14 protein-coding genes are annotated in these 13,783 nt (G+C 38.1%); 10 read left to right on the forward strand and 4 right to left on the reverse strand.

The genetic code is table 11. From position 1 onward, the window contains the following. Positions 1–2 precede the first annotated feature (2 nt). Together ESY88_RS06515 and ESY88_RS20915 are read left to right on the forward strand one after the other, a co-directional pair. A complete protein-coding gene (locus ESY88_RS06515; RefSeq protein WP_147085721.1) occupies positions 3–587 on the forward strand; it encodes an RNA polymerase sigma factor in 585 nt (194 codons plus the stop codon). A gap of 62 nt (positions 588–649) precedes the next feature. After that, the gene (locus tag ESY88_RS20915; protein WP_189702539.1) at positions 650–796 is read left to right on the forward strand and encodes a hypothetical protein; all 147 of its coding nucleotides are present in this window, start codon (positions 650–652) and stop codon (positions 794–796) included. Positions 797–1,196: 400 nt separating this feature from the next. Here ESY88_RS20915 and ESY88_RS06520 read toward each other — a convergent pair whose 3' ends face one another. Continuing rightward, positions 1,197–1,739, reverse strand: coding sequence for a hypothetical protein (locus tag ESY88_RS06520; protein WP_147085722.1), 543 nt, complete (start codon positions 1,737–1,739; stop codon positions 1,197–1,199). 56 nt (positions 1,740–1,795) lie between these two features. Next, complete coding sequence (locus tag ESY88_RS06525; RefSeq protein WP_147085723.1) at positions 1,796–2,452, reverse strand: endonuclease III domain-containing protein; 657 nt, start codon at positions 2,450–2,452, stop codon at positions 1,796–1,798. 35 nt (positions 2,453–2,487) lie between these two features. Here ESY88_RS06525 and bcp point away from each other — a divergent pair, with 35 nt between their 5' ends. Continuing rightward, complete coding sequence (gene bcp, locus ESY88_RS06530) at positions 2,488–2,943, forward strand: thioredoxin-dependent thiol peroxidase (RefSeq protein WP_147085724.1); 456 nt, start codon at positions 2,488–2,490, stop codon at positions 2,941–2,943. Between the two features lie 236 nt (positions 2,944–3,179). Continuing rightward, a complete protein-coding gene (locus tag ESY88_RS06535) occupies positions 3,180–3,731 on the forward strand; it encodes an HNH endonuclease (protein ID WP_147085725.1) in 552 nt (183 codons plus the stop codon). 851 nt (positions 3,732–4,582) lie between these two features. Here ESY88_RS06535 and ESY88_RS06540 read toward each other — a convergent pair. Further along, positions 4,583–5,233 carry an alpha/beta hydrolase gene (locus ESY88_RS06540; RefSeq protein WP_147085726.1) on the reverse strand — a complete coding sequence of 217 codons (651 nt, stop codon included), beginning with the start codon at positions 5,231–5,233 and terminating at the stop codon, positions 4,583–4,585. Positions 5,234–5,272: 39 nt separating this feature from the next. Between ESY88_RS06540 and ESY88_RS06545 the strand changes: the two genes are divergently transcribed. The 6 genes from ESY88_RS06545 (at position 5,273) to ESY88_RS06570 (ending at position 12,187) form a co-directional block, all read left to right on the forward strand. Then, the gene (locus ESY88_RS06545) at positions 5,273–5,698 is read left to right on the forward strand and encodes a PaaI family thioesterase (RefSeq protein WP_147085727.1); all 426 of its coding nucleotides are present in this window, start codon (positions 5,273–5,275) and stop codon (positions 5,696–5,698) included. Between the two features lie 2 nt (positions 5,699–5,700). After that, a complete protein-coding gene (locus ESY88_RS06550; RefSeq protein ID WP_147085728.1) occupies positions 5,701–6,834 on the forward strand; it encodes a chorismate-binding protein in 1,134 nt (377 codons plus the stop codon). A gap of 148 nt (positions 6,835–6,982) precedes the next feature. Beyond that, positions 6,983–8,749: a 2-succinyl-5-enolpyruvyl-6-hydroxy-3-cyclohexene-1-carboxylic-acid synthase gene (gene menD / locus ESY88_RS06555; RefSeq protein WP_147085729.1), complete on the forward strand. Its 1,767-nt coding sequence runs from the start codon at positions 6,983–6,985 to the stop codon at positions 8,747–8,749. 86 nt (positions 8,750–8,835) lie between these two features. Beyond that, a complete protein-coding gene (locus tag ESY88_RS06560) occupies positions 8,836–9,177 on the forward strand; it encodes a DUF2853 family protein (RefSeq protein WP_147085730.1) in 342 nt (113 codons plus the stop codon). A gap of 204 nt (positions 9,178–9,381) precedes the next feature. Continuing rightward, a complete protein-coding gene (locus tag ESY88_RS06565) occupies positions 9,382–10,668 on the forward strand; it encodes a glycosyltransferase family 4 protein (RefSeq protein WP_147085731.1) in 1,287 nt (428 codons plus the stop codon). 52 nt (positions 10,669–10,720) lie between these two features. Further along, complete coding sequence (locus tag ESY88_RS06570; protein WP_147085732.1) at positions 10,721–12,187, forward strand: oligosaccharide flippase family protein; 1,467 nt, start codon at positions 10,721–10,723, stop codon at positions 12,185–12,187. Positions 12,188–12,369: 182 nt separating this feature from the next. Here ESY88_RS06570 and ESY88_RS06575 read toward each other — a convergent pair whose 3' ends face one another. Then, entirely contained in the window at positions 12,370–13,521 is a 1,152-nt protein-coding gene (locus ESY88_RS06575; protein ID WP_147085733.1) for a hypothetical protein, read from the reverse strand. Positions 13,522–13,783 lie beyond the last annotated feature (262 nt).

Below are 13,783 nucleotides of genomic sequence, written 5' to 3' on the forward strand. Positions count from 1 at the left end.
TTATGAAACATAAGGACATCTCAGACGCTGTTTTAGTGAACCGGTATATTAATGGTGACGAACAATCGCTTTCCATTTTAATTTACCGCCATAAACAGAAAATTTACAGTTTTATCTATTCTAAAGTATTTGACAAGGATATTACTGAAGATATCTTCCAAGATGCTTTTATCAAGGTAATCAAAAACCTCAAACTTGGTAAATATAATGAAGAAGGTAAATTTTTACCATGGGTCATGCGTATCTCCCACAACTTGGTCATAGACCATTTTAGAAAAAGCAATCGCATGCCTAAATTTGACAATTCTGGCGACTTCAATATTTTTACGGTGTTGGGCGATCCAGCGATGAATGCAGAAAAGCGACTCATTAAAGAACAAGTGGACTGTGACCTTAGGCGACTTATTGAAGAGTTGCCCGAGGACCAAAAAGATGTGTTGATCATGCGAATGTACAAAGAGATGAGTTTCAAGGAAATATCCCAGCAAACCGATGTTAGTATCAATACTGCTCTGGGCCGCATGCGCTACGCACTTATTAACCTGAGAAAGATTATCGAGGAAAAAAATATCGTTTTGAGCAATTGAAACAATAACTTTAGTTTTCTTGCGTTTACACTATACTCATAATTAACCAAAAAAAACGCAACATGGCAAAACTATACTCTGAATGTCCTAGCAAAAAGGATGCATTATTAAATCCAAAAGAAGCAACCATTGATTTTCTTTTGAATTACTCTAAGGCTTTAAGTGTTATTAAGTGTAATGATTTGAAGTTTGAAGTCCTTCAAAATTAAATGGAAAAGTCCTGAAGCGTTATTCGGGACTTTTTTTTATGTGTTCTCCACTTGTCAATAGCTCCAACTTTTTATTAAGGGAAAGGGATTCTTTCGTGGAACGACTTGTAATATTCAGATGAAGCATTTTATAGCGCTTCTAGATCTTCTAATTTGTAGAAAAAGGATATTATTTTTCAGGTTTCAAACTTAATTTAGAGTCTAGGAATTACCGCGATATGAAATTATTTTACTTTCATCAAAAATTGGAATAGTCATTGGTTTTTTCATGAATGAAACCAAAAAATTCGATTAAGTTTCGAATCCTTCCGAAAAAACGCCATCTAATTTGATATCCATCTTACTGATTGCATTCGTATTCGAAGACTTTTAGTCCTTCGGAAGGCTTTTCGCAGCTAAATCACTTCGTCTCAAAAAGCGTTTCCATATAATTTGAAGTTTGCAGGTATTCTGTTTTCATTTCATTAAGGTAAGCGAGTATTTTTTGATGGTCTGGATGTTTTTTCAACAGGCAATTTCTAATGTCCTCATCGTAAACTGTGAGCACCAAATACCAATTCCCCACGCGTCTCATATGATTGTTTTCAAATAAAGTAGGATAACCTTCTTTCTCAAGAGCCGCATCGGCCACTATCAAAGGAAGGTTTAAAGTTTTGTTTGGGATTTCGGTTTCGTGATAAGTTAGATAGTAGGTTTTATCACCAATTTTGATAGGTGAGTTATAGCCCACATCAAGGTCCTGGAGTTTAAATTTGGTGTTGATATAATTATAAAATTCGTTGGCGTCTTTAGGATCGCTAAAAATATAAGCAGTTTCACGCGGTAAGCTTCGCTTGAATTTCTTAGCGACCATCAATTTGTGATCCTTTATTTTTGGCGCAATCCTAATCGGAATACAAGCACTAAATATGAGCAGCAAGCAAAAGATGGTAATGTTTTTCATAAGTTGAAAATTTTGTTCTTATCCACAATTATTATTCCGTATTGAGAAATTGGGTTTCAGCGCTTCGATTTATAATACGTATCCAGAACCGATTTTCGCCCTACAGTCTTCGTGATGATGTCCTTTTCCAAATCCCATGCGCGTGCTGGTGAATATTGCCTGCCATACCAAATGATCTGCAAATGAAGATCATTCCAAATAGCTTCAGGGAAAAGACGTTTGGCATCCTTTTCAGTCTGGACCACGTTTTTACCATTGGTCAAATTCCAACGGTACATTAAGCGATGAATATGTGTATCTACAGGAAATGCCGGGATACCAAAAGCCTGCGACATGACAACCGCAGCCGTTTTATGACCCACTGCGGGCAAGGCCTCCAAGTCTTCGTAGGATTGTGGCACTTGACCGTCGTGTTTATCAATTAGAATGTGCGAGAGTCCATAAATCCCTTTGCTCTTCATGGGGGACAAACCCACAGGCCTTATGATGTCCCTTATTTCTTCAGCAGAAAGTTTGATCATATCATAAGGATTATCTGCCTTTTGAAATAGCAGCGGCGTAATTTGATTGACCCTAACATCTGTACTTTGGGCAGACAACAACACCGCGATCAACAACGTATAAGGATCTTTATGGTCTAAAGGCACGGGAATCGTGGGGTAGAGTTCTTTTAACGTATTAATAACAAATTCCACCTTTTCTGGCTTGGTCATAAATTGTATTTTTACTTCAAACAAAGTTACACATTATGACAGAATTAAAAGTAGGAGATAAAGCTCCAGATTTTTCAGCAAAAGACGAACAAGGTAATACCATAACACTCCAAGATTTTAAAGAAAAAAAGCTGGTGCTGTTTTTTTACCCAAAAGCGAGTACCCCAGGTTGTACAGCAGAAGCTTGCAATCTAAACGATAATTTTGAACGTTATAAAAATCAAGGTTATGCGATTTTGGGTGTAAGTGCAGATAGTGAGAAACGCCAAAGCAGTTTTAAGAATAAATACGATTTTCAATATCCGTTGTTGGCAGATGAAGATAAGAAAGTCATCGAGGCTTACGGCGTTTGGGGTCCCAAAAAATTCATGGGGAAGGAATATGATGGCATCCACCGCACTACCTTCATTATTGATGAGAAAGGCTTGATTGAAGATGTGATTTCCAAAGTGAAGACTAAAGATCATACGGCTCAAATCCTTTCTGAATAGATTTATTACTTTTGAATGCTCAATTCTAAAGCTAACTTTTTGACCGCTTAATTTTTCGGATTCATATAGCTTTCAGAGAAAAAACCATTGGATACAGGAACGGTAAAACCACAACGTTTTTTATGAATTCATAAAAAACAAATCTCATAACACAAATTTCGCGTAATTTTGCTTTGGCAATTGGTTTTATGCCAAGCATTTAATTACCTTTAAAAAAAGAACAAGTACATCATATCATGATACGGAATTATTATAAAGAAGAATGGAAAGTCATTCAATTTGACGAGAAGATCGCAGAGAATCAAAAATTCAAGATTTCAAACTACGGAAGATTACTCAAATGTAGTGGCCCAGAAGAAATTTTGGTAAAACAATATTACATCAACGGTTACCAGAACTTGCCAATAAAGCAAAAATTAAACGGTAAACAAACCAGTCGCTATGTTCACAAATTGGTAGCGCAGCATTTTTTGGATAAGAATGATGGCGTGTGCGTGATTCATCGTGATTACGACAAAACCAACAACCACATTGACAATCTCAAATGGGCCACCAAACGTGAGAAAGAGATTCACCAATTTACCAATCCGGAATATAAAAATAGGAAGCGTAGAATCCCATACAATGCTAAATTGACCGAAACAAAGGTCAAATTGATAAAACGGAAACTCAACGACCCAAATAGAAGAACCCGCTTAAAGATGATCGCCAAACAGTTTGGTATTTCTGAAATGCAACTACACCGCATCAAGACTGGTGAGAATTGGGGCTATGTGGATGCCTATTGATGGAATTGCTTATTAAGAGGATTTTATTCCCCAAGGCTTGCCTCGAATACAAAGAACATCTTTCGATTCATACCTCGTGGGCTTGCCCCGAGGTTATTGATTTATAGGAAAATGAGTGAAAACCGAACTCTTTTCGCATCTCTGCTTCATATAGCTTGCTAAGTTCTACATGAAGGCATTCCAATAGATTTTTATTGATAAGTATTGACGTTTCAAACAGATGCTCAGGCAAATTGTTTTGGGCATTGCTGGTTTCAAAAATAAGTTGTCCATATTCCGAAGCATCTTTAATGCAGATGCACTCAAAACCCAAATTGAGCTGATTGTGAAGTTTCGTTTTTAAATTCGTCTTTATAATTCCATAGTCATGTTAATAGCTCAAAAACTTCTTATTGATCATCACATGCTCCTACCCATAAAAGTGCCTCAATAAATAGCGTACCGGAAAGGCGAAAATCAACAACGCAAATAAGACTATTGGAAAAATGTAGGTTGAGATTTCCTCTTTCGGAATAAGACTAGGCGCATAGAATAATAGTCCAAATAACACGCAAATCACAAGACTTAATAAAAATTTGCCAATACTATGTGATTTTACAGCCAGTGTTAGGTAAATCGTTGTACCATCATTTTTAATATCAAATTCATTATTCATTTAAATCAGGACAAGGGCCGACTCACAATTACGCTTATTTGTCTATTTATGTAGTTCTAGTTTCATAAAGTGATTTCTTCATCTCGGGAATTTAAAGTTCCAGTATTTCTTTTAAAATGGTCTTCTTAACATGGGCTGCGGATGCTATTGAGCAAATTCCAAAATCTGCCGCCATTGAAAACACCATGTATTAAGCTTAAGCCAAGCTCTTGATCAAGTCTACATTCACTTCATGCTTACCTTCAAATTGAATCATCTTTACCTGATTTCCAAACAATGAATTGGCTTTTTCGGTTTCAATTTCGAGACGTTTCGGGTTAATGTATTGGTCCTGATCGCCATAAATAAAAGTGACCTTGCCTTTAAAGAATGCAAGGTCGCTTCGAAGCAATTCACTTGGGATGCCTCCAGAATGTAAAATCAATTGCGAACACTGCAGTTGCCGTTTTGCCACATAGCGCATCGCCACACTCACCCCTTGAGAATAACCAAATACATTTAGCTTTATAGTCGTTGTAGACAGATGCTTTAGAATTGCTTCTTCAGCAAAAATGGCATCGAAATAAGCCATGACGTTTTCGGTTTCGGCTCCTGTATTCTCTTTGGTTAACCAGCTGGCACCAACATGTTCGAATTTTGAGGATTGATAATATTTACTTTGGGCTTGTGGTGCGATGATGTAATTTTCGTCTGGATTGAGTCCTTTAAAATATTTAAGAAAGAACCGACTCAAATACCCCAATCCGTGGCATACAAACCAAATGTTTTTAGTGTGCTCTGTGAGGGTATTTAGCGTGGAATAACTGTTGTTAATGGTATAATAAATGTCCTTTTCTGTAGAATTCATTTTGTACTTTTGTTTGAGAATCTAAAAATACAGTTTTCTATGCAAAGAACTAAAGAAGATGTGCTCGCAGAAGCGAATGCAGCCAGTAAAAATACCTTAATGGAAACCTTGGATATAGAAATTGTAGACTATGGTCCAGATTTTTTAGTGGCCAGAATGCCAGTCACACCAAAAGTCCATCAACCAGATGGTGTATTGCACGGTGGTGCCACGGCTGCATTGGCAGAGAGTGTGGGCAGTTTTGCCAGCCATATCTTTTTGGATATAGACAATAAATTTGTTCGCGGTCTTGAGATTAGCGCCAACCATTTGAAAAGCGTTAGTGAAGGTCATGTGTATGCCAAAGCTACATTTTTACACAAAGGTAGAACCACGCAATTATTGGATATAAGAATCACCGACGACAATGATACCTTGATTTCGGTTTGTAGGCTATCGACCATCTCGCTGCCTAAAAAACGTTAAGCATGACAAAGGATGAGCTCTTAAAATCGGTTCAGGCACATTGGATTTCCAACCTGCCTTTTGTGGCCTATTCAAAACCCGACACCGCTTTGGTCAATGCTGTTTTGCAAAAATCAGATCAAATTCACTACACTTTAGATTTTGAAGAAAGTGGTTTTGTATTTGCACCCTTCAACAATCAAGAAGAAACGATTATTTTTCCTTCGGAAAACTCTAAGCTGCTCAAAGCAGATTTCGTGGTTGAAGCTATTGCCGAAAACACAAAAGCAGATTCAACTTTGGGCGATGAAACAGAAACATCCGCTCAAAAGCAACATAAGGTACTGGTGGAAAAAGCCATTAGTGCAATTGCCGACAATAAATTCAAAAAAGTAGTCATCTCACGCGAGGAAGTGCTGCCTATTGACGAACAAAGTCCATTCACCTTGTTTGAGAACTTATTGCAATGCTATCCTTCGGCCATGGTTTACATTTGGTTTCACCCCAAAGTGGGGCTTTGGCTTGGTGCAACGCCAGAAACGCTTTTACAAGTTGAAGGTTTGCGTTTCAAAACCATGGCTTTGGCAGGTACACAAGCTTATATTGATACGGAAGCCGTTGTTTGGGATGCAAAAAATATTATGGAACAACAATTGGTGACAAATTTCATTGAAGACCAATTGCAACCTGTGGTAGCAACACTTAACATTATGGATGCTGAGACCATTAAAGCAGGGCGTTTGCTGCATTTGAGGTCGCATATTTCGGGTATACTGAAATCTGATGGAAATAAACTCAAACACCTCTTGCAAGCATTGCATCCCACGCCTGCGGTTTGCGGCTTACCAAAATCTGAAGCCAAGGCGTTTATCCTGAAAAACGAAAATTACAATCGCGAATTCTACGCAGGATTCTTGGGCGAGCTCAACCTGAGCAAAACCACATCTCGAAACCCCAATCGACGTAATGTGGAAAATAATGCCTATGCCAGCATAACCAAGCTAAGCCATCTCTATGTGAATTTGCGCTGTATGCAAATCAAGCAGCAAAATGCCCATCTTTATGTTGGAGGCGGCATTACCCAAAGCTCCAACCCTGAAGCAGAATGGGAAGAAACCGTGAATAAGCTCCAGACCATGAAACGTGTTTTAGGCTAAGTGAGTTGTTGCTAACTTAACCTTTGACAGCTGCTCCTTAAGGTTTTTATAGATCATCTGTGTTCTTTTGTCGAGTCTATTTTGATGTTGGATATATTCAGCATCTAATGTTTATAGAGTTCCTAAAAAGCAATAACTTTGCAAGTCTATGATACACCCTAAAATACCGCTTGCACAAACTGTGGTACAGTTGTGTAAACTCAAGAATATAAAACACATCGTCATCTCGCCAGGCAGTAGAAATGCGCCATTAACCATTGGTTTTACAAATGACGATTTTTTTACCTGTTATAGTATTGTTGATGAACGCTCGGCTGCTTTCTTTGCTTTAGGCATTGCGCAACAAATCCATAAACCTGTTGTTTTGATCTGCACCTCTGGTAGTGCATTGCTCAACTATTATCCAGCGGTGGCAGAGGCGTTTTATAGTGATATCCCTTTAATAGTGCTTTCCGCAGATCGTCCTAAACATTTAATTGGCATTGGTGACGGGCAAACTATCAACCAAAAAAATGTGTTTGAAAACCATATCTTGTATTCTGCCGATTTAAAGCTGGACTTAAAAGATGAGAACCGCCTTTCAGAAAAAGAGGATTTACCAATTTTTAAAAGTCTTGAAAACAGACTGGAACGTATCTTGGGGCTTCAGCAAGGCATTCAAAATGACAATGAGCAAGACATTAACGAGGCTTTCGATTTGGCACGTTTAAAAAAAGGCCCTGTGCATATCAACATCCCTTTTGATGAACCACTTTATGAAACTGTTGAGGTGCTTTCAGTACGACCTAAAGTAAAAACCCTAGATTTGAAATCGCCAAAAATTGATGACGTTGAAATCAAGGATTGCGTAGATGAGTGGTATGCTGCTAACCGGAAAATAATCTTGGTTGGCGTGTTGCCACCCAATCAAATCGAACAAAAATGGCTGAATGAATTGGCCAATGACGACAGTGTTTTGGTTTTTACCGAAACCACTTCCAATCTGCACCATCCTGATTTTTTCCCCAACATTGATAAAATGATTGGTGACTTAACCGAGGCCGATTTCAAAGCCTTACGACCCGATATTTTACTCACTTTTGGTGGGATGGTGGTATCTAAGAAAATCAAGAAATTTTTGCGTGATTACCAACCAAAGCACCATTGGCATGTAGATATGAAATCGGCAAATGACACCTTCTTTTGTTTGGACAAACATATTGTAGCCGCGCCTAATGCCTTTTTCTCTGAGTTTTTGCCAAAAATCACCCACACCGCAAAAAGCAACTATCTGCCCTATTGGTTAGAGATAAAAAAACAAAGACATAAGCGACATTTGGATTATATAAAACAGATTCCGTTTTCTGATTTCAAGGTCTTTGCAGCCATATTAAAATCAATTCCTTTTAAAAGTATTTTGCAGCTGGGCAACAGTTCAACCGTACGATACGCCCAGCTGTTCAATCTCAATAAATCCTTAGAGGTGTTTTGCAATCGTGGCACCAGTGGCATTGATGGTAGTACTTCAACAGCTGTGGGATGTGCGGCGGCCACTCCCACTAAGCAAACTACCTTTATTACTGGCGATTTGAGTTTCTTTTATGATAGTAATGCGCTCTGGAACAATTACATCCCTAAAAATTTTAGAATCATTTTAGTCAATAACTCTGGAGGAGGTATTTTTAGAATATTACCCGGACACAAAAACACGCCGAATTTTGATTACTTTTTCGAAACCACTCACAACCTAACTGCCAAGCACTTGTGCGAGATGTTCAAATTTGAATATCATCAAGCAAGAGATCAAGAGCAATTGAATGCATCATTGAAGACCTTTTACAATAAATCCAAAACACCAAAGCTCTTAGAGATTTTTACACCTAGAACTGAAAATGATGACATCTTATTGGATTATTTCGAATTTTTAAACTCCTAATGGCTCTGGCCAGTTTTTGAATTTAATAATATTTAATTATCTTTAAACGAATTAAATTTACAATAACCCAAAATCCCAACAAGATTATGAGTAAAAGAGATGATTTAATAGCGAAGTATGCTGAAGATTTAAAAGATAAATGTGGTGTGAATCCAGATATGGATTTATTGAAAAAGGTAACTATTGGTTGCGGACCTTCCATTTACAATGCAGATGCTGCAGTGGTTTCTGGCACTACCGAGTCTGAATTGGCTACCGTAAAAAACAATTTTCTAATTAAAAAATTAGGTTTAAAGGATGGTCCAGAACTAGACAAAGCCATTAGCGCCGTCATTGAAAAGTATGGTCAAAGCAATCGCAATAAGTACAGAGTTGTGGTTTATTATTTATTGGCAACACACTTCAAGAAAGAATCCGTTTACAACTAAAATTCAAAGCCTTTTTACAATAGGCATTTATATAAGAAAGCAGGTAGAGTCAATCTAAAACATTGATTTTTATCTGCTTTTTATTTGGAAACCAATCTTGTGGCGGTATTCTATCCATCATAATACATACGACCAATTGATAGTCTTCCTAAATTGTTACTTTTACCCATAGTATTTCAAATAAAGCAACTAAGCAAAACAGGTATGGAAAAAGTCTTGATCATCACGTATTATTGGCCACCGGCAGGTGGTCCAGGTGTACAGCGTTGGTTGAAATTTGTCAAATATTTACCTGAATTTGATCTGGAGCCCGTTGTTTTTTGTCCGTTAAACCCCAGTTATCCCATTACCGATGAGAGTTTGTTGAAAGAGGTTTCAGAAGCCGTTACGGTAATCAAGCAGCCCATAAAGGAACCCTACCGTTTTGCTGAATTATTTTCCAAGAAGCGCTCTAAATCCATTAGCTCCGGAATGATTCCGAAGGAAAAAAAGCAAAGTCTCGTTGAAAAACTGTTGCTGTTTGTACGTGGTAATTTCTTTATACCCGATGCCCGGAAAAATTGGGTAAAACCTTCCGTAGCATTTTTAAAAAATTATCTCCAAGAACATCAGATTGATATCGTGATCACCACAGGGCCACCACACAGTCTTCATCTCATAGGGCGAAAACTAAAGCAAGACCTCGGGGTCACTTGGCTGGCCGATTTCAGGGATCCGTGGACCACGATTGGGTATCACAAAAAGCTGAAATTGACGTCCTCTGCAAAGGAAAAGCATTTAAAAATGGAAGCATCAATCCTTCATGACGCCGATCAAATCATAGTGACCAGTGAAAATACAAAAGAAGAGTTTCAGCAGAAAACCGAAACGCCAATCGCGGTAATTACCAATGGTTATGACACTCAACATTCCATTTCCATTGAAAAAGACAAAACCTTCAGTTTAGCACACATTGGATCATTGCTTTCTGGGCGCAATCCTATAGTGTTATGGGAGGCGCTGAGCGAACTTATAGAAGAAATTCCAAATTTTAAATCCGTCTTTGAACTCAAACTTATAGGTTTGGTAAGTGAAGAAGTGTTGCAAACCCTTACTGATTTTGGTTTGGAGCCTTATGTTCATGATTTAGGTTATGTGCCTCATGACCAAGCCCAGAAAGCCCAACGCGAATCACAGATTTTATTGCTCATTGAAATTGATTCTGAAGACACCAAAGTCATTGTTCCCGGCAAGTTATTTGAATATATGGCAGCTAACACGCCCATTTTGGCAATTGGTCCAACCGACTCCGATGTGGAACAGATCCTTAAAAAAACAAATACAGGCCATTATTTTTATTATGCTGAAAAACAAAAAATCAAGTATCAAATTCAGCAGTATTTTGAAGCCTATCAAGCCAATGATTTGAGCGTAAATGCCATTGGATTGCAGCAATACAGCCGAAAATCACTCACACAACAATTGGCTGTGCTGGTCAAAAATCAATCTTAAATCCGAAATTTTGATCCTTAAATTATAAACTCGGAATCCTAAACCGACCAGCATGGGCATCGTTATCAATCAATCCTTAAAAAACACCATTACCACCTATGCTGGTTTTGGCTTGGGTGCCGTCAATGTGCTATTTTTATACACAAATTTTATAAGTGACCAGTATTATGGTTTGGTTGCCTATATTCTTTCCGCCTCAAATATCATGATGCCTTTGATGGCATTTGGAGCGCATAATACCTTGGTTAAATTCTTTACGAGTTTTAAGACTGAACATTCAGCAAATAGCTTTCTCACTTTGATGCTCTTCCTACCTTTAGTATTAACGATTCCTGTTGGTATCGTTGGCTACTTTGCGCACGATCTCATTGCAGCAGCTTTGAGTTCAAAAAACGAAATTGTTGGCGCTTATCTTTGGTATATTTTTATTACTGCCTTTGCCATGGCCTATTTTGAAGTGTTCTATGCTTGGGTCAAAGTACAAATGAAAACCGTATTTGGTAATTTCATGAAGGAGGTATTCCATCGTGTGGTTGCCATGGTTTTATTATTCATGGTTTATTTTGAGATCATTGATGTACATGGTTTTTTAATGGGTCTTGTTGCTACTTATGTCCTACGCAGCTTGCTCATGATGCTGTTTGCCTTTCGTCAAAGATTACCGGTTTTTAGATTTGACCGACTTTCAAATCTCAGTGCGATTATCAAATATGCGGTTTTGATTATCGTCGCAGGTTCCATTGCCACACTCATTCTGGATGTTGACAAAGTCATGCTCAACAATTACATTGCCATAGAGAAAGTGGCCTATTACAGTGTTGCGGTCTTTATTGCCACTGTGATTGCGGTTCCCCAACGTGCCATGCATCAAATTTTGTTGCCTTTGACCGCCCAATTTTTAAACGCCAAAGATAAAGTTGCGCTAGAAGACCTTTACAAACGCAGTTCGCTTACCTTATGTATCACTAGCGGCTTGATTTTTTTATTGATTATTTTGAATATCAATCAACTCTATGAGATCATTCCGCCTGAGTTTGGCGGCGGACTTTTGGTCGTGTTTCTCATTAGCGCCGCCAAGCTGTATGACAATCTTTTGGGAAACAACAACGCTATTCTATTCAATAGCGACTACTACCGTATGGTCATCGTATTTGGCGTCATGCTGGCGGTTTTGGCTGTGTTGCTGAATATGGTTTTTATACCCTTATACGGCATCAATGGATCTGCCATGGCCACTTTTATTTCGGTTTTTGTGTATAATACCGCCAAGCTGCTATTTGTAAAACGAAAGTTCAAAATGTGGCCCTTTACTGCTGAAACTTTTAAATGGGGACTCTTGCTAGCACTGCTTTTGATGGTCTTTTATTTTTGGGACTTTCCGTTTCACCCGCTTGCGAATATTGTTTTAAAATCTGTTCTTATTAGCATTGTATACTTAATCCTGATACTGAGACTGGAACTTTCCGAAGATATTTCTAGCATGCTCGGCAAAATACTACGGAAGAATTTCAAAAAATAAATAGGCTCACAAACAAGAACGAAGTTATATAGTTCATGCGGTCCAATCAAAACTCAAAACTTTGAATTCTGAATTCTGAATTCTGAATTTTGAATCTAAACGAGAAAGTCCCGTAAGTTGCAAAAGTGCAGTTCTTACGGGACAATCATCAACCAACCAAAAATTTGTTAATATTCTTCTTATTATGAGCGCGAGCGTGAACCCGATGTGCTTTGTGTTCTAGCTGAAGCCGAACGTGAACTGGCAGAAGGGTTTGCAACAGCATTTGAAGACCTTATGTTTCTGCTTTCAGTAGCTATACGAGAATTTGCACTGCTTGGTTTTCTAAGCCTTTGGCTAGTACGCACATCGTTTGACTGGTTATTTAAACGGCTTTTTTTAACGATACTCCTTGACGCTCTGGCCGTAGTATTGGTACTCCTATTATCAGTACGACTGGTATTTCTAACTTCAGTATTTACAGCACTTTTTCTTGTTGAAGCCCTCTGAGCCCGATCATTGGAACTTCTTGATGTGCTTAAATTTGAATTGCTTCTTCTAGAATTATTTTGAGATTCAACCGCTCGATTTTGAACAGCGGCTCGTCTTGAACGAGTTGCATTGGCATTAGCTCTTCTAGGCGTAGCTTCTTGATTATAACGGTTACTAATGCTACTTGTTCTTCGTCCTGCAGTTGCCACCGCTCCTCGCCTACTATTTACAGGTACCGGTTGTCTATAATTATTGTTATAAGGTCTGTAAAACGTATATCTTGTTGGAACATAATGACGTCTATAAGGTCTCCTATTTACAATACAGTAACTGGCAGCAGGCACTGTATAATAGTGATGCCATGGTCTATACACATAACTTCTATTGTAAACATTGATATAACCCGTGTAATGGGAAAAATGGCGGTAAGAATTGTAGTGTACGTATAGTCCGCCAAGACGACTAATGTTTCCGTACCTGTTGTAATTAATGTTCACATCGCCAGCTCTAACGATCCTACCATAATGGTCATAATAGATGGGCACATTTTCAATTTGGATGATGGCGCCGTAATCATCATACTGTACATAAGGATTATAGTCATATCCTGAATTGAAACTGATGGAAACATTTTGATTTCTAAACCCCGCATTCACATTTGGTCCATAATTGGGCATGTAAAAATCGAATTGCCCATCGGCAAAGATCGAGAATTCAACGCCTCCTTCAACAAAAATGAAAGACTTGCCATAAGCTCTCACAAACGTGTTGGATGTATTTGAATTGGAGCTATTTGTTGTAGTTGCGTTTACTGATGTCCCCATTAGGAACATGGCAGTAATAAGAAGTGCTAGGTTTTTCATAATCGTAAGGTTTTAGGGTTACGATTAGAATTATTCAATTAACGTGCCAAAAACCATGGCTAATACATAACACACTGTATATTATGTAATTATATATTCAATAAGAAGGGCTTTTTTATTTTGAGAAAACTAAAATCAAACCAGTTTCATTAAATTCCTCCAGATGGTTTTATTCACCTGGGCTTGCCTCGAAATACAAAGAACATCTTTCAATTCATACCTTGTGGGCTTGCCCCGAGGGTATTGATTTTTAGATTTAAAT

Origin of the sequence: Subsaximicrobium wynnwilliamsii (genome assembly GCF_007997225.1) — a bacterium.
GTDB classification, from domain to species: domain Bacteria; phylum Bacteroidota; class Bacteroidia; order Flavobacteriales; family Flavobacteriaceae; genus Psychroserpens; species Psychroserpens wynnwilliamsii.

Excerpts from the sequence above, each read along its gene's own strand:
- ESY88_RS06515 (WP_147085721.1), top strand. The coding sequence starts at position 3 with ATGAAACATAAGGACATCTCAGACGCTGTTTTAGTGAACCGGTATATT.
- ESY88_RS20915 (WP_189702539.1), top strand. The coding sequence starts at position 650 with ATGGCAAAACTATACTCTGAATGTCCTAGCAAAAAGGATGCATTATTA.
- ESY88_RS06520 (WP_147085722.1), bottom strand. The coding sequence starts at position 1,739 with ATGAAAAACATTACCATCTTTTGCTTGCTGCTCATATTTAGTGCTTGT.
- ESY88_RS06525 (WP_147085723.1), bottom strand. The coding sequence starts at position 2,452 with ATGACCAAGCCAGAAAAGGTGGAATTTGTTATTAATACGTTAAAAGAA.
- bcp (WP_147085724.1), top strand. The coding sequence starts at position 2,488 with ATGACAGAATTAAAAGTAGGAGATAAAGCTCCAGATTTTTCAGCAAAA.
- ESY88_RS06535 (WP_147085725.1), top strand. The coding sequence starts at position 3,180 with ATGATACGGAATTATTATAAAGAAGAATGGAAAGTCATTCAATTTGAC.
- ESY88_RS06540 (WP_147085726.1), bottom strand. The coding sequence starts at position 5,233 with ATGAATTCTACAGAAAAGGACATTTATTATACCATTAACAACAGTTAT.
- ESY88_RS06545 (WP_147085727.1), top strand. The coding sequence starts at position 5,273 with ATGCAAAGAACTAAAGAAGATGTGCTCGCAGAAGCGAATGCAGCCAGT.
- ESY88_RS06550 (WP_147085728.1), top strand. The coding sequence starts at position 5,701 with ATGACAAAGGATGAGCTCTTAAAATCGGTTCAGGCACATTGGATTTCC.
- menD (WP_147085729.1), top strand. The coding sequence starts at position 6,983 with ATGATACACCCTAAAATACCGCTTGCACAAACTGTGGTACAGTTGTGT.
- ESY88_RS06560 (WP_147085730.1), top strand. The coding sequence starts at position 8,836 with ATGAGTAAAAGAGATGATTTAATAGCGAAGTATGCTGAAGATTTAAAA.
- ESY88_RS06565 (WP_147085731.1), top strand. The coding sequence starts at position 9,382 with ATGGAAAAAGTCTTGATCATCACGTATTATTGGCCACCGGCAGGTGGT.
- ESY88_RS06570 (WP_147085732.1), top strand. The coding sequence starts at position 10,721 with ATGGGCATCGTTATCAATCAATCCTTAAAAAACACCATTACCACCTAT.
- ESY88_RS06575 (WP_147085733.1), bottom strand. The coding sequence starts at position 13,521 with ATGAAAAACCTAGCACTTCTTATTACTGCCATGTTCCTAATGGGGACA.